Below are 22,834 nucleotides of genomic sequence, written 5' to 3'. Positions count from 1 at the left end.
TTTTCTCGTCCTTCAGGCCGACTGATCCAGGAATGGATGACGACGCAAAATGGTTTCCATGCGGTCCGGGCCGGTAGAAATGATATCTACCGGCACTTCGCAGATTTCTTCAATGCGCGCCAGGAAGCGGCGGGCATTTTCCGGCAGTTTATCGTATTCCTTAACGCCAACGGTGGAATCACTCCAGCCAGGCATGGTTTCAAGAATAGGCTCGGCCTTTTCTACCGCTTTGTAGCCATAAGGCAACAAGTCGACTTTTTTGCCGTCCAGCATGTAGCCGGTGCACAGGCTGACACTTTCCAGACCATCCAGCACATCGAGCTTGGTCACACACAGGCCGCTGATGCCATTGATAATGACAGAACGCTTGAGCGCAGCGCCATCAAACCAGCCACAACGGCGTGGACGTCCGGTAACCGCGCCAAATTCGTTACCGACTTTGGCGATGCGGGCGCCAACGTCGTCCATCAGCTCGGTCGGGAATGGCCCAGAGCCAACACGAGTGGTGTAAGCCTTGGTGATACCCAATACATAATTGAGGCGTTGCGGGCCGACACCCGCGCCTGCCGATGCTGCGCCGGCAATGCAGTTGCTGCTGGTCACAAAAGGATAGGTACCATGATCGATGTCCAGCAGCGCGCCTTGCGCCCCTTCGAACAACAACTGCTGCCCTTCTTTCTGAGCCTGGTACAGCAAGGCAGAAACATCAGCCACCATGGGCTTGATGATCGGTGCCAATGCCAGCGCCTGGTTTTTAACCTCATCAAAGGAAACCGGCTCGGCACCCAGATACTGGGTAAGAATGAAGTTATGGTATTCCAGCACTTCCTTGAGTTTTTCATCAAAGACGTCAAGATCATACAGATCCTGCACGCGCAGGGCACGGCGCGCCACCTTATCTTCATAGGCGGGACCAATGCCGCGACCGGTAGTGCCAATCTTGTTGTCGCCCTTGCGCGCCTCGCGGGCCTGATCCACTGCGATATGGTAAGGCAGGATCAGTGGGCATGCTTCGGAAATACGCAAGCGACTGCGCACATCCAGGCCGGCGGCTTCGAGCTCTTCGATTTCCTTGAGCAGCGCCTCGGGCGACAGCACCACGCCATTGCCGATATAGCAGGTAGCATGAGGATGCATAATGCCCGACGGAATGAGCCGCAGGACTGTACGCTTGCCGTTGATCCAGAGAGTATGACCCGCATTGTGACCGCCCTGAAAGCGCACAACACCCTGCGCTGACTCGGCCAGCCAGTCAACGATCTTTCCCTTGCCTTCGTCACCCCATTGGGTGCCAATTACCACTACGTTCTTGCTCATAAAAGTGACTTTGTACAAAAGTTCGTCTTATTCCTGCTGAGTGAATCAGCAGGACCCGATTAGTTAGTACTTTTCAGTACCCATTGACCGTTGTCGCTCACCAGCTCACGGTCGAAAACAAATTCATCAATACTTTGCGTGGTACCCGGAAAGAACTGCACCACCACATTGCCATCCTGCCGAAGCTGACGCACCTTTTCGCCCAGCGCAGGGTCTGAATTCCACGGTGCACGCACGGCCCGGGACGGTTCAGCCGGCGCCAGACCAGCAGACACCTTGCGCAAATCCAGGCTGAAACCGGTAGCGGCACGCGCGCGCCCAAAAGAGGAGCCGGCATTGTCATAACGACCGCCACGCACAATCGCATCGGGCCAGCCACGACCAAAAATGGCAAAGCTGACACCGGAATGATAATCGTACCCCTTGACATCGGCCAGATCTATCCCCACCGAGGTCGCATCAAGTGCGTCGACCAGCGTACGCAAGGCCTGGAGTGCGGCACGGATTCCAGGCAAATCCGGCAAAGCCGAAGCAGCTTCGGTCAGCACATTGCCATCACCATACAGCGACGGCAGACGGATCAGCGCAGCGGCAATATCGTCCGGAACGCCAGTGGTAGCCTCGAACAGCTGCCGCAGCCCCGGTACGTCTTTTTCCTTGAGCAGAGACAGCACTTCGCCCGCCTGTTCCTGCAGGCCCGCGGCCTCGATAAGCGCACGCGATACCCCGGGATGATTCAAATCCAGGCTGGTATTTTGCACACCAGCCAGGGCAAGACTGTCCAGCGCCAGCTGGATAATCTGCAAGTCTGCTTCGTAGCCGGAATAGCCGTAAATCTCGGCGCCAATCTGCAGCAACTCACGATCAGCCAGCAAACCCGAAGGACGGGCATGCAGCACGCTGCCGCAATAACAAAGCCGGGCGACCCCCTCACGATTGAGCAAATGCGCATCTATACGCGCAACCTGCGACGTCATGTCTGCGCGCACACCCATGGTGCGGCCCGAGAGCTGATCCACCAGCTTATTGGTTTGCAGCTTCAGATCCTGGCTGTTGCCGACGAACAGAGAATCTGTATATTCAACCAGCGGCGGCGCGACCAGCTCGAAACCGCAGTTTCGATACAGGTCGAGCATTGCGCGTCGCAGCTCTTCGATTCTGCGCGCTTCTGCGGGCAGAATATCGGATAGATGTTCAGGGAGTAGCCAGTTGCTTGTCGTCATGTCCGAAATTGCAGAAACCAAACAAAAATGCGACCCGGTTGCGTAAGCAGCCGAGTCGCATTGAGAAAGTGACTTAAAACTTACAGTATATTGTACTCTTTAATTTGCTGTAAGTCGCGCAAATGGTTCTTTTGCGAATTATTGCACCGGTAGCGGCGAATGCGCGCCGCCTGAAGGCGTGGCACCACCCATACCAGACTGGTTGAAATAACGGAAGAACTCAGACTTCGGATCCACAACCAGCAGGTCGTTATGGCTGCTGAAAGCGCTCCGATAGGCTTCCATACTATTGTAGAAACTGAAGAAGGCCGGATCCTTGCCATAGGCAACCGCATAAATGTCGGCCGCTTCGGCATCGCCCTGCCCGCGCAGCACTTCTGCCTTGGCGTCGGCTTCAGCCAGTTCTATACGTACCTTGCGGTCCGCTTCAGCCTGAATCCGTTCCTTGTCGGCAGCACCATTGGCGCGCAGGCTATTGGCCTCTTCCTTACGTTCAGCCTGCATCCGGGCGTACACGGACTCGGACACCTCGGGTGAAAACTCGATGCGCTTGAGCCTGACGTCTACCACTTCGATACCCAATGGTTTGGCACGTTGCTCAACGTTTCTGACGATTTCATCCATGACCACATGACGTTCCTGAGAAATCACATCACGGACGGTACGCGTGTTAACCGAAGCATTCAATGCATCGCGAATTTGCGCACCCAGACGGTTCTGCGCCGCATCCAGGCGATCCCCGAAAGAAATGTAATAACGCAACGGATCAATAATGCGCCATTTGACGTAAGAGTCGATGATCAGGTTCTTCTTCTCAGAAGTCTGAATGCGCTCTGCATCACCTGACTCGATGGTCTGAATCCGCTTGTCGAGCTTAACAACTGTTTCCAGCGGCGCTGGCCACTTGAAATGCAGTCCGGGCTCGGAGACCGTACGTTTCCATTGGCCCAGTTTGAACACCAGGGCAGTATTGCGCTCACTCACCGTATACACAGATGAAGAGAAAAGAAATGCGGCGATAACAAAGATGACCGCACCGAAGATCGTTTTATTCATACTGGGTCCTCTTATCTGCTACGGTCAAAATTATCACGGCTCAGGCGATTATCGCTGCGTGGTGCCGTAGTATTGCTGGTCGACGATGTATCAGTCGACGAAGCTGACGAGGAGGTATCAGTGGCGGGCTTGCGCGGCAGCTGTCGTTGCCCGGTCTGGCCTTCCAGAATCTTGTCGATTGGCAGATACATCATGTTGTTGCTGTCTTTTGTATCAAGCAGCACTTTCGAGGTGTTTTCGAATACCTCACGCAACGTTGAAATATAGATCCGCTCGCGGGTTACTTCCGGCGCTTTCGCATATTCGGCCTGCACGCTTTCAAAGCGCGATGCCAGACCCTTGGCCTGGGTGACGATCGCTTCACGGTAAGCTTCGGCGTTTTGAATCAGACGCGACGCACGACCACGCGCTTCGGGAATGACTTTACTGGCGTAAGCGTTACCTTCGTTTTTCTGCCGCTCGTTATCCTGACCGGCCTTGATGGCGTCTTCAAATGCCGCCTGCACTTGCTCGGGAGGCTGCACGTTCTGAATCGCAACAGACGTCACCTCAATCCCGGAGCGATACCGATTCAGAATTTGCTGCATCAGTTTCATAACATTATTGGCCGCCGCCGTACGAGACTGGTACAGAATATTGTTCATGGATTCTTTACCCACGATTTCACGCATGGCCGTTTCACCGGCCTGGCGTACCGACTCGGTAGGATTGACCATGGAGAACAGGAAATCTGCTGCAGGCGAACGCTGTGTTGCTGCGTCTGGCGTCAGTTCAGTCTTCAGGCGATAATGCACGGCAAATTGCACCTCGACGATATTCTCGTCTTCCGTGAGCATGAGTGACTCTGCCGGCACCTTGTTGTTCAGATCATTCTTATAGCCAAAGGTAAAATTGCGCACACTTGAGACGTCGACCTTTTCAACGCTCTGAATAGGTGTTGGCAAGTGCCAGTGCATGCCCGGCAACACGGTGGTCTGATAGCGTCCAAATTGCGTCACGACACCCACATAGCCCTCACGGACGATATAGAAGCCGCTGACCAGCCAGAGCGCCAGCGCAGCAATGACAATGACGACGATACCAAGCCGTGTTGCTTTGGGCGATGGAGAAAAGCCGTTGTTTTGAGGAGGACGGTCGAACCCGTTATTGCCACCGCCCTGCTTCTTGCCAAAAATTGATTTGACCCGTTTATTGAAATCGTTCCAGACCTGATCAAGATCTGGCGGACCGTCATTGGGTCTGCCCGGGCGTTTCGAAGGATCGTCGGAATTATTGTTATTCTGGCTTCCTCGACCCCAGCCCGGATCATTTAGATTAAAAAGATTAAAGAATCGCAACTTCGTTTCCTATTGAAGGCCTGAATTCAGCGATTGCCCCGCGCAATCCATCCAGACCGGTTCGTTGTAGTGCACTTACAAATACACGGGCTGGTTCGCCCCTTTCGTTTCTTTCTACTTGCGGTTCGTAGCCCGCTTGATCTATTTTATTGTAAATAAGTATGCAGGGGACCTCATTGGCCCCAATTTCCTCTAAAACTTTATCAACTTCGGCAATCTGCTCGTCTCTTTGCGGACTGGCTGCATCGACCACATGCAGCAACAGGTCGGCATGCACCGTCTCTTCCAGTGTCGCCTTGAAAGCAGCAATCAGCGTTGTCGGCAGATCCCGGATGAAACCCACCGTATCGGAAATGACCACATTGCCGGCGCCCTCTATCCAGATTTTTCTGGTCGTGGTATCCAGTGTGGCAAAAAGCTGGTCGGCCGCATAGGCATCGGCCTTGGTCAGGGCATTAAAGAGCGTACTCTTACCCGCGTTGGTATATCCGACCAGAGATACCGACAGCGTGTTGCCACGCGCCCGCGAGCGTCGCTGCGTCTTGCGCTGCCGCTCTACCCTGGCCAGGCGTTCACGCAGCATCTTGACCTTGGCACCAATCATGCGGCGATCCATCTCCAGCTGCGATTCACCAGGCCCGCGCATACCGATACCGCCACGTTGTCGCTCAAGGTGGGTCCACATTCTTGTAAGGCGCGTAACCAAATGTTGCAGCTGAGCCAGCTCAACCTGCAATTTACCTTCGTGACTCTTGGCACGCAGGGCAAAAATATCCAGGATAAGCGCAACCCGATCAACCACGCGGCGCTGGAAAGCGCGCTCCAGGTTGCGCTGTTGCGCCGGACTGAGTGGCTGATCGAACAGAATCAGCTCAACATCTTCGGCGTCGGCCATGGCCACCGCTTCTTCGAGCTTGCCTTTACCGATGTAATGGGCAGCGTCGGGTTTATCTCTTTTTACGGTCAGGGTGCCCGCAATGTCTGCGCCCGCCCCTTCAGCCAGCATTTGAAATTCTTCGGCATGAGCCGGATGATCCAGATCGCCTGAATCTACACTGATAATTAATACGCGCATAGCGTCCTGAAAAACAAAAGGCCCGCACAAGACAGCTTGGCGGGCTTTTGCAAAAAACTGAGTTTGTTATTCCTGTTCAGCTGGTGCGTCGATCTGGAAACTGACGGCCCTTGCGGGGACAACTGTAGAAATAGCATGTTTATAGACCATTTGCGTTACCGTATTGCGCAACAATACGACGTACTGATCAAAGGATTCGATTTGCCCTTGCAATTTGATTCCGTTTACAAGATAAATGGAAACGGGAACATGTTCTTTACGTAACGCGTTCAGGAAAGGATCTTGTAGTGATTGCCCTTTAGTGCTCATTGGCTAGGCTCCATATGTTATTTGGGTTTACAACTGAAAACGACTTTACTGATTCACCTGATTACTGATCAGCCACAAAAGACAACACAGGATCAATCAGAAAAAAAGCAGCAATTTGCTATATTAGATTAAGATACTATTTCAGACAATGACTTAATGAGTGTTTCGCACTGTTTTTTTGTGCCAATCGTAACACGTAGAAATGAAGATATACGAGGATGACGAAAGTGTCGCACCAAAATGGCGTTGGCACGCAATGCCGCTAGCAACTGCGCCGCGTCATGCCGCGGATGCGATATGAAAACAAAATTTGCTTTCGATGGCAACACCACAAAACCCAGTTTTTGCAATGCCTCGGTCAATGCATCACGCGTGGCAATCACCTCACCCGTGGTCTGTTCGAAGTATGCCTGATCTTCAAATGCGGCAATGGCACCTGCTTCAGCAAGACGATCAACCGGATACGAATTAAAACTGTTCTTAACCCGCACCAGCCCTTCCAGGAGTTCAGGCTGACCCAGTGCAAAGCCGACCCGCAAGCCGGCCAGCGAGCGCGATTTTGAAAGCGTTTGCAACACAACCAGATTCTTGTACTTTTTGATCAGCGGCACACAGGACTCGGCGCCGAAATCAACATAGGCCTCATCCACAGCAATCACCCACTGCGGGCGCTGAATCAGCAGTTGCTCGATCTCGGCGCGCTTAAGCGCGATACCGGTGGGTGCATTCGGGTTGGGGAAAATAACGGCACAGACAGACTCGGGCGGCACCGCCAGATAATCCTGAAGCCGAACACTGAAGTCATCTGCCAATGGCACATTTTGATAGTCAATATCGTACAGCCGGCAGTACACCGGATAGAAACTGTAGCTAATATCCGGAAACAAAATCTGCTGGCCGCGATGACGGAACAGGCTCAAAAACAAATGCGCCAGCACTTCGTCGGAGCCATTGCCTGGAAACACATGATCTGCAGGCAAATCGTAATACCTGCCCACTGCCGTTCTCAGGCGGTCACTCTCCGGGCTTGGGTAAAGCCGCAGCTGATCTGCCGTTGCCTGACGAATCGCCTCAAGCACCGCAGGTGACGGCGCAAAGGGCGATTCATTGGTGTTCAGCTTGATCAGATCCGTCTGTTTAGGCTGCTCACCAGGCACATAGGGATCCAGTGTTTTGACAAAATCACTCCAGTACGCACTCATTCTTTACTCTGCTTTTTTGTATGGATTTTTCGAAGACTTGAATTCGATCCGCAACGGCGTACCATCCAGCTTGAATGCTGCACGCATTCTGGATTCCAGATAACGTCGGTATGATTCCGGAATGGCGTCCAGCGCATTGCCATGAATGACAATGAGCGGCGGATTCTGTCCGCCCTGATGCGCATAACGCATTTTGGGCCGGAAAATGCCCTTGCGCGGGGGTTGCTGCTGCTCTACTGCCGCATGCAGTTCTCGGGTCAGTTTGGGCGTTGACAATTTGGCAAACGCGGCAGCATGCGCTTCATGTACCGAACGCATCAATTGCGTAATACCTCCGCCTTTAAGCGCGGAAATGGTATGCATTTTTGCAAATGACAGGAAACGCAGCTTGCGTTCAAACTCGCGCTCGATCCAGTCACGCTTATCGCGATCCAGCCCGTCCCATTTATTGATTGCCACTACCAGCGCCCTGCCGGTCTCCAGCACAAACCCGGCAATGTGTGCGTCCTGTTCGGAAATCTCACTTTGCGCATCCAGCATGAGCACGACCACATTACTGGCTTCAATGGCCTGTAATGTTTTGATCACCGAGAACTTTTCGATAGATTCGAACACCTTGCCGCGTTTGCGCAAGCCTGCTGTATCGATCAGGGTGTACAGACGACCATTGCGTTCAAATTCAATCTCAATCGCATCACGCGTTGTACCCGGCATATCGAAGGCGATGACCCGCTCTTCACCCAGCAGCGTATTGATAAGCGTGGACTTGCCCACGTTGGGGCGACCCACAATAGCCAGTTTCAGTCTATGATCGGTAAATTCCTCAGGCTCAGCCTCAGCCTTGTCCTCCGCCGTGTCGGGCGCCGCCAGCACCTCGGCGATCTGCTCATCAGAGAGTTCCGCTTCATCAGCCTGCTCGTCGTCACGGTGTGCCAGCTGCTCGACTGGCTGATTCTTTGCCAGCACCTCGGCCAGCGCGGTCTCAATCAGATCAACAACGCCATCGCCATGCGCAGATGAAATCGCATAGGGCTCACCCAGGCCAAGCTCATGAAAGTCTGCCGTAGCAACGCCATGGTTCATGCCCTCAGCCTTATTAACAGCCAGAAAAACATGCGCCCGGGTTTTGCGCAACAGTCGGGCAATTTCATGATCGTGGGCATTCACGCCAGCGCGCGCGTCCACCAGGAAGATCACGACGTCCGACTCAGAAATGGCCAGGCTGGTTTGCCTAGCCATTTCCATCAGGATGCCGCTTTTCGCCACGGGCTCGAAGCCGCCGGTATCCACGACCAGAAACGGAATATCGCCTACCCGGCCTTCGCCATAGTGCCGATCCCGTGTAAGGCCGGCATAGTCGGCCACCAGCGCCGCCCTGGAACGCGTCAGGCGGTTAAACAGGGTTGACTTGCCCACATTGGGCCGGCCAACCAGCGATACCACGGGCTTAAAGGAAACAGTACTCAACGTGCACCAAGCATAACAAGATTACCCGCACCGGTTTGAACCAGGATACCCTGGGCGGTCGCGGTCAGCGGCGATAGCATCGCATCGCCACCAAATTCGGATCTGCCAAGCAGATGCCCATCGGCATCAGACAGATAATGGATATAGCCTTCATAGTCCCCGACAGCAACAATATTGCCATTGGACACCGCATTGGTCAGGCCGCGGTTTTTCAGCACCTGATTGAGCCATTGCTGCTGCCCGTTACCCAATGCCATGCGTACGACTTCGCCATGGATGCCGGTGGCGTACAGCGAGTTATTGTTCAGCGTGAGGCCTGTCGCACTGGAGAATGACTGAGACCACAATGCCTGCCCGTTATTCTGGCCAGGTGTGTAGCAGCCGGCATTACCTTCATAGGTGGCGACGCACACGCCGTTGCCAACCAGTACCGGTGCGCCAACCACATCGGTCACGCTGTCAAGATCGGTCACGCCGCGAATAGGGCCAGCCAGAATATCCCACTGCAATCTGCCGGTTTTCAGGTCCAGCGCAACCAGTCGACCGCTGGGCACGGCAACCAGAACATGACCCTTGTCGATAATCATACGGGAAACCGCACGCAACGCCAGCGCCGCATTGGTTCGCTGATAATTCCACAGCAATTCGCCACTGCCGGCATCGAAACCCTGAACACGATAATCATCGGCCCGCACCACGACAACACCCTGCCCGACAGCAGGTGGCGTTGATACCCGTGTGCTGGCTTTGGCCGTCCACAACTTTTTGCCCGCCGTATCCAGCGCGGTGATCGTACCGTCAGGTGCCGCAACAACGGCGATGTTGCCATCGGTTCCGACGCCGGCCGATAAGGCATCGCCTACGGATGTTTTCCACTGCAGGGCGCCATTAGACAGTGCAACCCGGGCTACCGAGCCATCGGGCGTCGCGGCAAAGACGCTGTCGCCAGCGACAGCCGGAGCAAAACCAACGCCGCTACCGGAACCGATAGAGGTGGTCCATGCAGCAGCCGGCACCGTGGTCTGGGTATAGTCGGTCAGGTCAACCGGCTCAAACTGCGACGGGTTGTCAAACAGGCCGCAACCGCCGAGCGCCAGCGCGCCCAGCAGCACCGTAAGTTTCATAAAACGACGAGGCGTATGTTGAAACATCATGATTATTCTCCACCTAAAGCACTGATTTTCAATTGAATGGTGTTTACAAATGCGGGTGGCAATTGCGTGCTGGAAAGCGCCGCTTTCCATGCTGCAACGGCCTCCTGCTTCTTGCCCTGGGCAATCAGGACATCGCCTTTACGATCCTCATAGAGCGCGCTGAACGCTTCGGGCGGATTATTCAATTGTGCCAGCGCTTCATCGAACTTTTTCTGATCTGCATAGACACTGGCCAGCCGCAATTTTGCGACGGGCAGGAGTTCAGGAAAATCACTGCCGTGTTCGGCCAGCCAGGCAAGTTCCTGTTCGGCCTTGTCATAGTGGCTGCCACGGATATAAAAATCGGCTGCCAGTAAAGCACCGCGAGCGGCATAGGCCGTATCGCCATAACTCTTTTTGAGTTCGGCCGCTGCCTGTTCAAGTCTGGCCTGACTATCTGCATCGGAAGACACGGCAGACGTCTGGACTATTTCATAATAGCCAAGTGCCTGCTTGACCTGCGAGGATTGGTACCAATTCCAGCCGTACCACGCCAGTATGCCCAGCATGACGACAATCAAAGCGGTCAAAATGGTGTTCCCAAAACGGTCCCACCACCCCTTTAGCGTGTCGATCTTTTCCTGTTCTTCGAGGTCAAAAGCCATATTCTTCAACTATCCTTTACAGATTTTTCAAACAGATCAGCAAGCAATAGTGCCTGCTGTTGATTGTTAATTATTTACTGATCCTGCAGCTTACCCGTCAATGCAGTCGCCAGTTCGCTTTGCGCTACGCTAAATTGCGCCGCGGTTGCGCCCTGGGCATCGGCACGCAAAAACTTCACGGATGCCTTACCCTCAGCCATTTCACTTTCCCCCAAAATCACTGCCAGGCGCGCACCGCTGGCATCGGCACGTTTAAACTGCGATTTAAACGAGGCAGAACCAGGATGCACAATACAGCGCACACCAAGATTTCTGGCCGCTTCAGCCAGGGTTGCAGCGGCTCGGGCCGATTGCGCATCGCTATGGACGAAATATACATCACATTCGGCCGCCGTCTGCACTTTCGCAACATCCTGCCACAATGCCAGTAGTCGTTCCAGCCCGATGGCAAAGCCGATAGCCGGCGCCGTTTTACCACCCAGCAGCTCAAACAGGCCATCATAGCGCCCGCCCCCGCAGACGGTGCCCTGGGCGCCCAGTCTGTCGGTGACCCATTCAAAAACAGTCAGATTGTAATAGTCCAGTCCACGCACCAGTCGTGGATTCAATGTATAGCCAATACCGGCATCGTCCAGTCGCTGGCAGATAGCATCAAAGTGCGCTTTGGATTCAGTGCCCAGGAAATCAAACAGCTTGGGCGCCTCGTTGGCCATTTGCTGCATCGCCGGGTTTTTGGTGTCAAGTACGCGCAAGGGGTTGCTGTACATGCGGCGCTGCCCGTCGGCATCCAGAATATCCTTGTGCTTTTCCAGATGTGCGATCAGCGCTTCCCGGTGCGCCCGTCTTTCTTCCAGTTGCCCAAGCGAATTGAGTTCCAGGCGAATATCATTGATACCCAATTGCTTCCACAGGCGCGCCAGCATGATGATTTGCTCGGCGTCAACATCGGGACCGGGAAAACCCAGCGCCTCGACCGAAATCTGGTGAAACTGGCGATAGCGCCCTTTCTGTGGCCGTTCATGGCGAAATACCGGCCCCATGGTATACAGGCGTTGCGCACGGTCATACAGCATATTGTGCTCAATCGCGGCGCGCACAATACCGGCAGTAAATTCCGGGCGCATGGTCATCAGTTCCTGCCGGTCAGCCGACATGCTGAAGGTATACATTTCCTTCTCTACAATATCGGTCACCTCGCCAATACCACGCGCAAACAAACGTGTTTGTTCCAGCACAGGGGTACGAACGTTCTGATAGCCATACAAGCTCAGCCACTGCCGGAGCATGGCTTCCAGCGCTTCCCACTGGGCCGACTCACCCGGCAGGATATCGTTCATTCCGCGTAAAGCCGTGACCTTCTGGAATGCAGTTGTGTTACTCAAAATAGTTACTCTTATCAGTTCAAATTATTGCTGTTCTGTCCGGCTACACCCGAACCCTGTACGCCGTAACGCCGGTGAACGTAATTGCGCACGATTTCCTGAAACTCCTCGGCAATCGTATCGCCCTTCAGGGTGACGCTACGTTCCCCGTCAATAAACACCGGCGCAGAAGGTACCTCACCCGTACCCGGCAAGCTAATGCCGATATCAGCATGACGACTTTCGCCAGGCCCGTTCACGACACAGCCCATAACCGCAACGTTCATGGTTTCAACACCAGGGTATTGCGCCTTCCACACCGGCATTTGCCGACGCAGGTATGCCTGAATGCTGTCAGCCAGTTCCTGAAAATAGGTGCTGCTGGTGCGACCACAGCCGGGACATGCCACCACCATGGGTGTAAACGCCCGCAAGCCCATGGTCTGCAGTATTTCCTGCGCCACGATCACTTCGCGGGTGCGATCCCCGCCTGGTTCAGGCGTTAAGGAAATACGGATCGTATCACCGATCCCTTCCTGAAGCAGTACAGACAGCGCAGCCGTTGAGGCCACAATGCCCTTGCTGCCCATGCCGGCTTCGGTTAAACCCAAGTGCAATGGATAATCACAACGGGCAGACAGGTTCCGGTAAACCGAAATCAGATCCTGTACGTGACTTACCTTACAGGACAGGATAATGGCGTCTCCGGCCAGACCCAGCTCTTCGGCACGTGCCGCATTGGTGATAGCAGACACCACCAGCGCTTCGCGCATCACGGCAGAAGCATCCCAGGGTACGCTGCGCCGATTGTTGTCGTCCATCATGCGCGCCATCAGCTCATGATCCAGACTGCCCCAGTTAACGCCGATGCGTACCGGCTTTTCATAGCGGCAGGCCACTTCGATCATTTGCGCGAAATTATCGTCGCGCTTTTTGCCTCCACCCATATTGCCCGGGTTGATCCGGTATTTGGACAGTGCCTGCGCGCATTCCGGAAACTGGGTCAGCAGCTTGTGTCCGTTGTAATGGAAATCACCCACCAGCGGAACGGCGACGCCCATGCGATCCAGTTGTTCACGAATCGCCGGCACCTCTTTTGCCGCTTCGGGGGTATTGACGGTGATACGAACCAGCTCGGAACCCGCCTGCGCCAGCTCTTTGACCTGTATGGCCGTGGCGATCGGATCAGCTGTATCCGTATTGGTCATGGATTGCACCACGACCGGCGCACCACCGCCGATCCGGACCTGCTTGTCGCCCCACACGACACGCGCCCCGCGTGTGGAACGGCGGTTCAGCTGGCCAATGGGAAACGGCGATTGTTCAACGATGCTCATGGTAGTGTCAGTCTTAAACAGAGTGGTATGGCCGAAGTCGGGTCAGCGCACTGCAGCGACAACAGCGACACCATTGAGGCAGTTATTCAAACCAGTGCTGCAGGCTTTCCAGCCCGAGATCCTGCAGGGTGTACCAGCCCCGGGTAAAGCCGTAAACGGCAATCACAACCAGTACAAGCAGAATAACAAACAGCCACAATCCGGTGCCACTGGAGCGACCGGAGCGGGAATAACTGTCCCGGATTTCATAATCGGTGCTGCGTTTCAGGTTGATATTGGTGCCTGCTGCAGAAGCAGGAACAGCCGACTGACCACGCTCGATGCCGGGCTGCTGGCCCAGCAACTGCAACAATGGCTGTTCGTCTGCCTCAACGACCTGCGCATATTTCCTGACCATGCCACGCAACATAAAACCGGTAGGCAATGACGCCCAATTCTGACTTTCCAGTGCGCGCAGCTGCGTCTCAGAAAATTTGATGCGATTGGAGATTTCGGCCAGCGTAAGGCCGCGGGCAGCCCTCAGTGTCGCGAGCGTCTGGCCCAGCGATTGCACGGAGGCGGGCTCTTCACGGGGGGTATCAGCGGCGATATCTGTTTCAATGGTCATGAAGAAATCTCGGTAATAGGAATGGATTTGAAGGCCTGCATGCGTTCGCTGATGCGGGTACGGTCTTTAACGTCGCCCGCGAGCTGGCCACAGGCGGCATCAATATCTTCGCCTCGGGTTTTGCGCACAGTGGTAATCACGCCCTGATCCACCAGCAAGCTGGAAAACTGGCGTATGCGTGCATTGCTGGAGCGACCCAGCCCCGACTCCGGAAACGGATTGAACGGGATCAGATTCAGCTTGCACTTGACCTGGCGTGTAATTTCAACCAATTGCCGGGCATGTTCATCCGAATCATTCACACCATCGAGCATGACATATTCGAATGTGATGAAATCACGCGGTGCACGCTCAAGGTAGCGATTACAGGCGGCAATAAGCTCGGCCAGCGGATACTTGCGATTGAGCGGAACCAGCTGATCGCGCAAGGCATCATTCGGCGCATGCAGCGACACGGCCAACGCAACCGGGCAATCGTGTGCCAGACGATCCATAAACGGGACAACACCCGATGTGGAGACCGTCACGCGCCGGCGCGACAGCCCATAGGCATTGTCGTCGAGCATCAGCTGCAAGGCAGGCAGCAACTGATCATAATTCAGCAGCGGTTCGCCCATGCCCATCATAACCACGTTGCTGATGACGCGCAGGTCCTGCTCATGAGTCGCGGCAGACGTGGCGCCCTCTCCTGCAGCGGCTAAACGGGCAGCAGGCATATCCTGCATGATATCGTGACGGGCTTGCCACAATTGACCCACGATTTCTGCCGTGGTGAGGTTTCGGTTGAATCCCTGGTGTCCGGTAGAGCAGAAACGGCAGGCCACGGTACAACCGGCCTGACTGGAAATGCACAGGGTTCCCCTGTCATCTTCCGGAATAAATACGGTTTCGACAGCATTATTGTTGCCTACATCGAACAGCCACTTGCGGGTGCCGTCGGTAGACACTTTCTGGGTAATCACCGGTGGCGTTTGCAGCGTGCAGTTTTCTGTCAGCGTACTGCGAAAGCCCTTGGCCAGGTCTGTCATCTGGTCAAAATCGGCAATGCCGCGCTGGTGTACCCAGCGCAGCAATTGTTTCGCGCGAAAAGGCTTGTTACCCCAGGCACCCACCTGCCTGACGAGCGAATTGGACTCGACTCCCAGAAGATTGATGCGTTGATCGGTAGTGGTCATAGCAGCCTTTTGCGGAATGTGAAGCACGTTTTCAGCGAGCCGCTTACTTGCTGAAGAAGTAAGCAATTTCGTTGGCTGCTGTTTCAGCAGCGTCGGAGCCGTGTACTGCGTTGGCATCGATGCTGTCGGCGAAGTCGGCGCGAATGGTACCGGCGTCGGCTTTCTTGGGATCGGTAGCGCCCATGAGCTCGCGGTTTTTAGCGATGGCGTTTTCACCCTCCAGAACCTGAATAAAGACAGGACCGGAAATCATGAATTTGACCAGATCGTTGAAAAAAGGACGCTCTTTGTGAACGGCGTAAAAGCCTTCGGCTTCGGCCTGGCTCAGTTGCTGCATGCGGGCTTCAACCACTTTAAGGCCGGCTTTTTCAAAGCGGGAAATAATTTCACCAATCACATTTTTGGCAACAGCATCGGGTTTGATGATAGAGAGCGTACGTTCAACAGCCATTTAATTACTCCAAATATTCAATGAAAACAATTACTTCAACGAAGTTTTAACTAACTCGCCATTTTAACATGCAAAATTACGGCACTACACCTTAAAATAAGGGTTTTCGATAAAGACTCACCATTTTGCTGACTTTGGGCCTGACGGCCATAAACCGCCAGCCCATCCACTGTTGATACTATGACTCAAACACCTGCCCCCGATGAATTGCCCAAAAGTTTTGAACCCAAGGAGCTTGAACGCACCTGGTACCAGGAATGGGAACGCATGGGCGTCTTTCGGGCCGGCCGTCACACGTCCACCAACGCACCGGAAAGTGGCGAACCCTATACCATCCAGTTTCCGCCGCCAAATGTAACCGGCACGCTCCATATGGGGCATGCCTTCAATCACACCATCATGGATGGCCTGACCCGCTACCATCGCATGCTGGGCTGTGACACCGTGCTGGTGCCTGGCACAGACCATGCCGGCATCGCTACGCAAATTGTGGTTGAACGCCAGCTGGATGCCCAGAAAACCACGCGGCACGACCTGGGCCGCGAAGCCTTTATCAAGCGCGTCTGGGAATGGAAGGAACAATCGGGCAACACCATTACCGCCCAGGTACGCCGTCTGGGCGCCTCGGCAGACTGGCCGCGTGAATATTTCACCATGGACAGCCAGATGTCCCTTGGCGTGGTTGAAACCTTTGTCCGCCTGCACGAGCAGGGTCTGATTTACCGTGGCAAACGACTGGTCAACTGGGATCCGATACTGGGTACCGCCGTTTCCGACCTGGAAGTGGAAAGCCAGGAAGAAGATGGTTTTCTGTGGCATATTCGCTATCCGCTTACCGAACCGGTAAACGGACTGGAATATCTGGTTGTAGCCACCACCCGTCCCGAAACCATGCTGGGCGACGTGGCCGTTATGGTTCATCCCGAAGACGAGCGCTACAGCCATCTGATCGGCAAATCAGTACGCCTGCCTCTGTGCGATCGCGACATCCCGATCATTGCCGACGACTATGTTGACCGTGAATTCGGTACCGGCGTCGTAAAAGTCACGCCTGCGCACGATTTCAATGACTATGCCGTGGGCCAGCGCCATCAGCTGGACATGATCAGCATTCTGACGCTGGACGCCAAAATCAGCGAAGACGCCCCTGCGAGGTTCCAGGGCCTGGACCGCTTCGAAGCGCGCAAGCAGATTGTGGCAGAGCTCGAAGAACAATCGTTCATGGAGAGCATCAAGCCGCACAAACTCATGGTGCCGCGGGGCGACCGGACCAAATCGGTCATTGAACCCATGCTGACCGATCAGTGGTTTGTCGCCATGAGCAAGCCTGCCCCCGAAGGCACATACAATCCGGGCAAAAGCATTACCCAGGTCGCACTGGACGTGGTACGTGACGGCGAAGTACGCTTTTTCCCGGAAAACTGGAGCAATACCTATAACCAGTGGCTGGAAAACATCCAGGACTGGTGTATTTCCCGGCAGTTGTGGTGGGGTCATCAGATTCCGGCCTGGTACGCAGAAGACGGTCAGATTTTCGTTGCACGCACAGAAGAAGAAGCGCAGATCAAGGCTAAAAAAGCCGGCGTAACCGGGCCGCTGCGTCGCGACGACGATGTGCTGGATACCTGGTTTTCAGCTGCTCTGGTGCCCTTCACCACCATGGGCTGGCCGGCCGAAACAGAAGATTTCAAACGCTATATGCCATCCAACGTGCTGGTGACCGGCTTTGACATCATCTTTTTCTGGGTCGCGCGCATGATCATGATGAGCATGCACCTGACCGGCCAGGTCCCTTTCCGTCACGTATACGTGCACGGGCTGATTCTGGATGCCTACGGCCAGAAAATGAGCAAATCCAAGGGCAACACGCTGGATCCGGTGGATCTGATCGACGGCGTTGACCTGGACACGCTTGTTGCCAAACGCACTTCGGGCCTCATGAACCCGAAACAGGCCGGCAAGATTGAAAAGGATACCCGCAAGGCCTTTCCTGATGGCATTGCCTCTTACGGCGCCGACGCCCTGCGCTTTACCATGTCGGCCTACGCCACGCTGGGCCGCAACATGAACTTTGACCTGAAGCGCTGCGAAGGCTACCGCAATTTCTGCAACAAGCTGTGGAATGCCAGTCGCTTTGTGCTGATGAACGTGCCCGACGCTGCGGCAGTCACGCAGGAAGACAACGAGCTGTCCTTCGCCGATCGCTGGATCACCAGCCGTCTGCAGCAAACGCTGCAGGATATCCAGAAAGGGTTTAATGAATACCGCTTCGACATGATTGCAAATGCAATATATCGGTTTGTCTGGGACGAATACTGCGACTGGTATGTTGAACTGGCCAAGGTCCAGATCCAGCGCGGCCATCAGGCGCAACAAAACGGCACGCGCCGTACCCTGATCCGGGTGCTGGAAGCCATTTTGCGCATGGCCCATCCCATCATTCCGTTTATTACAGAAGCGCTATGGCAAAAAGTGGCAACAGTGGCTGGTAAAAAAGCGGCGGGCGCGACAGCCAGCATCAGCGTTCAGCCCTACCCCCTGGCCAACAGCGAGTTGATTGATGAAGCTGCCGAAACCCAGGTTGCTACACTTAAGGCGCAGGTAGAAGCCATCCGGGCGCTGCGCGGCGAAATGAACCTGTCACCGGCACAGAAGGTACCGCTGTTCGCCGAAGGCGACGCCGACATGCTTAATCTGCATGCGCCCTACCTGATGGCCCTGGCCAAACTCGGCGAGGTGCAGGTCGTTGAACTGTTGCCCGACCTGGGTGCGCCGGTACAAATCCTGGACAACACCCGCCTGATGCTCAATGTGGAAATTGACAAGGAAGCGGAACTGGCGCGACTGGCCAAAGAGGCCCAGCGACTGGAAGGAGAAATTGCCAAGGCCCAGGGCAAACTCTCCAACGAGGGCTTTGTTGCGCGCGCGCCGGGTCATGTCATCGAGCAGGAAAAAGAGCGCCTGGCTCAGTTCACCGAACGCCTGGAAGGCATTCGCGGTCAGCAGGCGAAACTACAGTAGTAATGCAATACACGGGCTGATCACACATGAAATAGCGATCAGCCCCTTCTTGGCGAATCTTAAAAAGGAAATGATATGAGTACTGAGGAAAAAAAATATCTGCGCCCCATTGACCGGGCGGGTTTGGAAAAGTTCTCTGAAATGGGACGCAACAACCCGGATCGTCGCGGCACCAACAAGGTCCAGACCATCTCCGTGGGTCAATATCGCACCCTCAGCTATCTGACCAATCGCGACCCCAGCCATCCGGCTGTCGTTGTGGACGAGCCCTACCACCTGCTGGGCGAAAACACCGCCCCCGCACCAGGCGAAGTCGTTCTGTCAGCCCTGGGTGGCTGCCTTGCCGTCGGCATTACCGCTGTTGCGACATGGCGCAACGTGAAGTTAAGCAAGCTCGAAGTGTTTCTTGAAGGCGATATCGGCAACAGTGCAGCCTGGGGTGCCGGCGGCGCCGAGCGCGAACCCGCTCAGATGGGCTTTCAGGCCATTCGTGTCAAAGTAGATATCGAAGGCGATGCGACGCGCGAAGAGCTGGACGACATTGTGCAACATGCCAACCACTACTCTCCTGTTGCCAACACCATGCGCAATCCGATTGCATTTGAAATCAGTCTGAAAGACAAGTAATTCAGCACCCGTAAACACGTTTGCTAAACGGCGTCGGTGAATCCTGTTCCCTGCACCAGCCAGCAAACGACACGGACCGAATGCACCACCAGAGACGGCAGGAAGATGCCGAATTGGGTGGTGCATTTTTTTGTGCCAGCGATTTTGATGACCCGGGACACGCCTTTTGCCTCAACCCACTTGTTTGCTTCAACCCACTTGTCTTATTCCAGCTAGCTGGGAAACAAAAGCCATCAAACATTTGCTTCATAACAAAATTGTCAGACAACTGACGTTTGTTTTTGGTATGGTAACTGTAATAGGCTCAACCATACGGTAATAAGCTCAACCATACGCATTCCGCACTTTCAACCAATCTACCAGACAAGGAATAACAGATGTCATTGAAAACATTTACGCTGAATAACGGTCAAACCATTGCTTCGCTGGGCTTTGGAACATGGGAACTGGATAAGGAAGAAATCTGCGTACCTGCGGTCACCCAGGCGCTGCAAACCGGCTATCGCGTTATTGATACGGCCGCTCGTTATATGAACGAAGCGTTCGTGGGCAAAGCACTGACTGAATCCGGATTGAAGCGCGAAGACTACCACCTGACCACAAAAGTATGGGTCACCGACTTCGGCTACGAGCAAACCCTGCGCGCCTTTGACAAATCGCTCAAAAAACTCGGGTTGGATTACGTAGACCTTTATTTGCTGCACTGGCCGGTAGAAGGCTTCAGGGAAAGCTGGAAGGCGCTGGAAAAACTGCAGGACGAAGGGCTCACCAAAGCCATTGGCGTCTGCAACTTTGAAATCGACCACCTGCAGGCGCTGGCGGCCAGCTCCAACAACAAGCCAGTCCTCAACCAGGTGGAAACGCATCCGCTGTTTCAACAGCGTGCCCTGCTTAACTATATGAACGAACAGGATATTCTGCTGGAAGCCTGGTCACCCCTGGGCCGAGGTGACGCGACACTGCTGACCAATCCGGTTCTGCAGGAAATCGCCAGCGCCCACGGCAAGGATGTGGGCCAGGTGATTCTGCGCTGGCACCTGCAACGCGGTTCGCTGGCGATTCCGCGCTCCAGCAAACCAAGCCGGGTCGCCAGCAACTTCCAGATCTATGACTTCGAATTAAGCGATGATCAGATGGCAGCCATCAATGCCCTGGACACCAACCAGCGCAGCGCCGGAGACCCGAAGGATCCGGAATGGATCGCCAAGCTGATGAGTATGCCGATTCCTGATTGAAGTGTTGATTGAGCCGCTGATTGATGTACTGACTGAAGCGCTGATTGCAGTGCGGATTGAAGCCCTGCGCGACGCTAGGCATTTTTCTTTTTATGATGCCAGTCGCGCTTGCGCAACGCAGTCGGAATAGCCTGTCGCGCCCACATCGGCAACGACTGGCTGACATACTTCAGACGATCTGCCTCGCGAATCAGTAGCGTGCGGCGCCCTCTTTTGCGCTTGTTTTCGAATACCCAGGCACGGTCTGCAATCTGCAGTGCAAACCCCAGGTTATCCATGCTGCGGCGGTAACGCCGCTGTATCGCTTCAAGCGGAACCGCATGACCACCATCAGCAACACGCGACTTGACCCGCGCAATAAGCAATCCCACATCGTCTACGCCAACAAACGCCAGAATAACCTGATACCCCGCGCGGCGGGCGCGATACATCAGATCTAGCTCAGAGTTGCCGCTAAGCGTTGTTTCTATTGCAAAGCTGCGCCCGCCGGCAAGCAGTTTATCTCTCGCCAGCAAGGCCAGCCTGCCAGCGCGCATTTGCACCAGTGCAGTATTGCGATTGTGAATATCAAGCTGCTCTGCAATATCATCCGGATTAACCACCGGCAGATGACCCGTCAGATGCAGTCGTGTTAGCGTCGTTTTGCCCGCGCCGTTCGGGCCGGCGACCACCCAGAGTTTTGGTGCACTCATCGCGCAGCCGTATCGTCTACCGTCTGTTCGACTCCATCGATAAAACGCACGAGCTGGCGCCGGCCATCGGGAAACTCCTTGATGATCAGACCGGGCGGCGTACTGTCTTCGCGATAATAAACCGGGCGGCCGGCCTGCAGGTGTGCGCGCGCAGCCGCGCCGTCGTCGCGCACGATCCTTACATCAAACATTCTCCAGAATACCTTTTCTTCCACGTCTGTCATGGCTTCCAGATTTTCCAGCTTCATTTCCATACTTCACCTCACCGTACAGCAGCATGTTGCCTGCTTCTTCTTATGACAACAAAGGCACCATCCACTTCACCGTACGAAAGCATCGCCTAATATCAAACATATGAGAGTGTGATTTCCCACTCTATCGACTGATTATATGCAATTTGCAGAAAATATCAGCTATTTCAGGCAGCAACACCCTATCGCGTCACATCACAGCGTACTTTCCGGGCAAAAAAATGGCCCCGGAAAAATCGGGGCCATTCGTTCGCTCATATTGCTACTGCGATATTGACATACCCATAGGCTCACACATTAGGCCCAAGCCATGGCCATTCCATACGCATTCAACTGCAGCAATCCTCTCAGCGTCAACCATCAGGCGACTTCCTGCAGCGCCTCCAGAGGCTCCAGCGCGCCCTCGAAGGCCCGTGTCGCAATGTATTCAGGACGTGGTGCCAAACCGTATTTAGGCGCATTCAGCGTATTTTCAACGCTGTTATACACCATGAATACGTTGGCACGCGGCCATGGCGAAATATTGCCATTGGAACCGTGCATGGTATTGCAATCGAAAAACACCACTGAGCCGGCTTTGCCGGTAATGGCTTTGATGCCGCCCTGCTCTGCCAGCAACTCCAGGCTGAGCGGATCGGGCACGCCATATTCCTGCGCCTTCAGCGATTTTTTATAATTCTCATCGGGCGTGATGCCCCGGCAGGAAATGAACTGCCGGTGTGACCCCGGCACCACCATCAGCGGACCATTGCATTCGTTGTTGTCAGTGAGCAGTACTGAACAACTCAGGGCGCGCATCGCAGGCATGCCGTCTTCCGTGTGCCATGTTTCAAAGTCTGAATGCCAGTAAAACTCCTTGCCCTTGAACCCAGGCTTCAGATTGGCGCGTGACTGGTGCAGATAGACTTCCGATCCCAGTATCTGACGTGCAACATGAATCAGACGCGGATCGCGTGAAAGCTTGTCTATCACCTTATTCAAGGCATGTACCTTGAAAATGGAACGAACCGCATTGCTGCCCGGCTCGGTAATCGCCTCATCGCTGGCGGCGATTTTGCTGTTGTTCGCCATCGCCAGCACTTCGTTCATTAACGCAGTCACTTCCTGCTCGCTAAACAGGCTGTCCAGCACCAGAAAGCCATCGCGCTCGTACGCTGCAACCTGTTCGGCTGAGAGCGCATCGGCATAATCGCCGTTTCCGTACACCACGGGTTCCTGTCTGGCGATAATGGCGGCAGTACCGCTGGTACGTGATTCATAAATGTCGGTTACGACCATCTTGTACTCCTTATC

General features: G+C 54.6%; 21 protein-coding genes. 3 read left to right on the top strand and 18 right to left on the bottom strand.

Features of this window, described 5'->3' with window-relative positions; all coding sequences use genetic code 11:
- Positions 1 to 12 precede the first annotated feature (12 nt).
- The 15 genes from MIM_RS09485 to ndk all read right to left on the bottom strand — a co-directional run bounded on the left by MIM_RS09485 (position 13) and on the right by ndk (position 15,715).
- Positions 13 to 1,317 carry an adenylosuccinate synthase gene (locus tag MIM_RS09485; protein WP_025372515.1) on the bottom strand — a complete coding sequence of 435 codons (1,305 nt, stop codon included), beginning with the start codon at positions 1,315 to 1,317 and terminating at the stop codon, positions 13 to 15.
- A gap of 59 nt (positions 1,318 to 1,376) precedes the next feature.
- On the bottom strand, positions 1,377 to 2,540 hold the full coding sequence (locus MIM_RS09480; protein WP_025372514.1) for an ATP phosphoribosyltransferase regulatory subunit: 1,164 nt from the start codon (positions 2,538 to 2,540) through the stop codon (positions 1,377 to 1,379).
- 138 nt (positions 2,541 to 2,678) lie between these two features.
- On the bottom strand, positions 2,679 to 3,596 hold the full coding sequence (gene hflC, locus MIM_RS09475; RefSeq protein ID WP_025372513.1) for a protease modulator HflC: 918 nt from the start codon (positions 3,594 to 3,596) through the stop codon (positions 2,679 to 2,681).
- 11 nt (positions 3,597 to 3,607) lie between these two features.
- A complete protein-coding gene (hflK, locus tag MIM_RS09470) occupies positions 3,608 to 4,933 on the bottom strand; it encodes an FtsH protease activity modulator HflK (protein WP_025372512.1) in 1,326 nt (441 codons plus the stop codon).
- Entirely contained in the window at positions 4,920 to 6,008 is a 1,089-nt protein-coding gene (hflX, locus tag MIM_RS09465; protein WP_025372511.1) for a GTPase HflX, read from the bottom strand. The genes hflK and hflX overlap by 14 nt, the downstream gene beginning before the upstream one ends.
- Positions 6,009 to 6,074: 66 nt before the next feature.
- Positions 6,075 to 6,317 carry an RNA chaperone Hfq gene (hfq, locus tag MIM_RS09460; protein ID WP_014750888.1) on the bottom strand — a complete coding sequence of 81 codons (243 nt, stop codon included), beginning with the start codon at positions 6,315 to 6,317 and terminating at the stop codon, positions 6,075 to 6,077.
- A 128-nt stretch (positions 6,318 to 6,445) separates the two neighbouring features.
- On the bottom strand, positions 6,446 to 7,519 hold the full coding sequence (gene hisC / locus MIM_RS09455) for a histidinol-phosphate transaminase (protein WP_025372510.1): 1,074 nt from the start codon (positions 7,517 to 7,519) through the stop codon (positions 6,446 to 6,448).
- 3 nt (positions 7,520 to 7,522) lie between these two features.
- Positions 7,523 to 8,986, bottom strand: coding sequence for a ribosome biogenesis GTPase Der (gene der / locus MIM_RS09450; RefSeq protein WP_025372509.1), 1,464 nt, complete (start codon positions 8,984 to 8,986; stop codon positions 7,523 to 7,525).
- On the bottom strand, positions 8,983 to 10,140 hold the full coding sequence (bamB, locus tag MIM_RS09445; RefSeq protein WP_052342296.1) for an outer membrane protein assembly factor BamB: 1,158 nt from the start codon (positions 10,138 to 10,140) through the stop codon (positions 8,983 to 8,985). The genes der and bamB overlap by 4 nt, the downstream gene beginning before the upstream one ends.
- 2 nt (positions 10,141 to 10,142) lie before the next feature.
- Positions 10,143 to 10,784 (bottom strand): YfgM family protein, encoded by a 642-nt coding sequence (locus MIM_RS09440; RefSeq protein WP_025372507.1) that lies wholly within the window; start codon positions 10,782 to 10,784, stop codon positions 10,143 to 10,145.
- 74 nt (positions 10,785 to 10,858) lie between these two features.
- Positions 10,859 to 12,121: a histidine--tRNA ligase gene (gene hisS / locus MIM_RS09435; protein WP_042070168.1), complete on the bottom strand. Its 1,263-nt coding sequence runs from the start codon at positions 12,119 to 12,121 to the stop codon at positions 10,859 to 10,861.
- A gap of 59 nt (positions 12,122 to 12,180) precedes the next feature.
- A complete protein-coding gene (gene ispG, locus MIM_RS09430) occupies positions 12,181 to 13,482 on the bottom strand; it encodes a flavodoxin-dependent (E)-4-hydroxy-3-methylbut-2-enyl-diphosphate synthase (RefSeq protein WP_025372505.1) in 1,302 nt (433 codons plus the stop codon).
- 82 nt (positions 13,483 to 13,564) lie between these two features.
- Positions 13,565 to 14,089 (bottom strand): helix-turn-helix domain-containing protein, encoded by a 525-nt coding sequence (locus tag MIM_RS09425; protein ID WP_025372504.1) that lies wholly within the window; start codon positions 14,087 to 14,089, stop codon positions 13,565 to 13,567.
- On the bottom strand, positions 14,086 to 15,264 hold the full coding sequence (rlmN, locus tag MIM_RS09420) for a 23S rRNA (adenine(2503)-C(2))-methyltransferase RlmN (protein ID WP_025372503.1): 1,179 nt from the start codon (positions 15,262 to 15,264) through the stop codon (positions 14,086 to 14,088). The genes MIM_RS09425 and rlmN overlap by 4 nt, the downstream gene beginning before the upstream one ends.
- A 43-nt stretch (positions 15,265 to 15,307) precedes the next feature.
- A complete protein-coding gene (gene ndk, locus MIM_RS09415; protein WP_025372502.1) occupies positions 15,308 to 15,715 on the bottom strand; it encodes a nucleoside-diphosphate kinase in 408 nt (135 codons plus the stop codon).
- A 180-nt stretch (positions 15,716 to 15,895) separates the two neighbouring features.
- On the opposite strand from ndk, the gene MIM_RS09410 reads away from it, so the two are divergent.
- From MIM_RS09410 to MIM_RS09400, 3 genes are all read left to right on the top strand, one after another.
- Positions 15,896 to 18,736, top strand: coding sequence for a valine--tRNA ligase (locus MIM_RS09410; RefSeq protein WP_025372501.1), 2,841 nt, complete (start codon positions 15,896 to 15,898; stop codon positions 18,734 to 18,736).
- A 75-nt stretch (positions 18,737 to 18,811) separates the two neighbouring features.
- On the top strand, positions 18,812 to 19,363 hold the full coding sequence (locus tag MIM_RS09405; RefSeq protein ID WP_025372500.1) for an OsmC family protein: 552 nt from the start codon (positions 18,812 to 18,814) through the stop codon (positions 19,361 to 19,363).
- Between the two features lie 377 nt (positions 19,364 to 19,740).
- Positions 19,741 to 20,598 (top strand): aldo/keto reductase, encoded by an 858-nt coding sequence (locus tag MIM_RS09400; RefSeq protein WP_042070166.1) that lies wholly within the window; start codon positions 19,741 to 19,743, stop codon positions 20,596 to 20,598.
- Positions 20,599 to 20,672: 74 nt separating this feature from the next.
- Here the strand turns inward: MIM_RS09400 and MIM_RS09395 are convergent, their stop codons facing one another.
- The 3 genes from MIM_RS09395 to thpD all read right to left on the bottom strand — a co-directional run bounded on the left by MIM_RS09395 (position 20,673) and on the right by thpD (position 22,819).
- Positions 20,673 to 21,290, bottom strand: coding sequence for a zeta toxin family protein (locus tag MIM_RS09395; RefSeq protein WP_025372498.1), 618 nt, complete (start codon positions 21,288 to 21,290; stop codon positions 20,673 to 20,675).
- Positions 21,287 to 21,544 (bottom strand): hypothetical protein, encoded by a 258-nt coding sequence (locus MIM_RS09390; protein ID WP_025372497.1) that lies wholly within the window; start codon positions 21,542 to 21,544, stop codon positions 21,287 to 21,289. Before MIM_RS09390 ends, MIM_RS09395 begins: the two co-directional genes overlap by 4 nt.
- Positions 21,545 to 21,901: 357 nt before the next feature.
- Entirely contained in the window at positions 21,902 to 22,819 is a 918-nt protein-coding gene (gene thpD, locus MIM_RS09385) for an ectoine hydroxylase (protein WP_025372496.1), read from the bottom strand.
- Positions 22,820 to 22,834: the final 15 nt, after the last annotated feature.

It is taken from the genome of Advenella mimigardefordensis DPN7, assembly GCF_000521505.1.
In the GTDB taxonomy this organism is placed as follows: Bacteria; Pseudomonadota; Gammaproteobacteria; order Burkholderiales; family Burkholderiaceae_B; genus Advenella; species Advenella mimigardefordensis.
The sequence above is the reverse complement of the archived record's forward strand: the minus strand, read 5'-3'. Positions and strand labels throughout refer to the sequence as shown.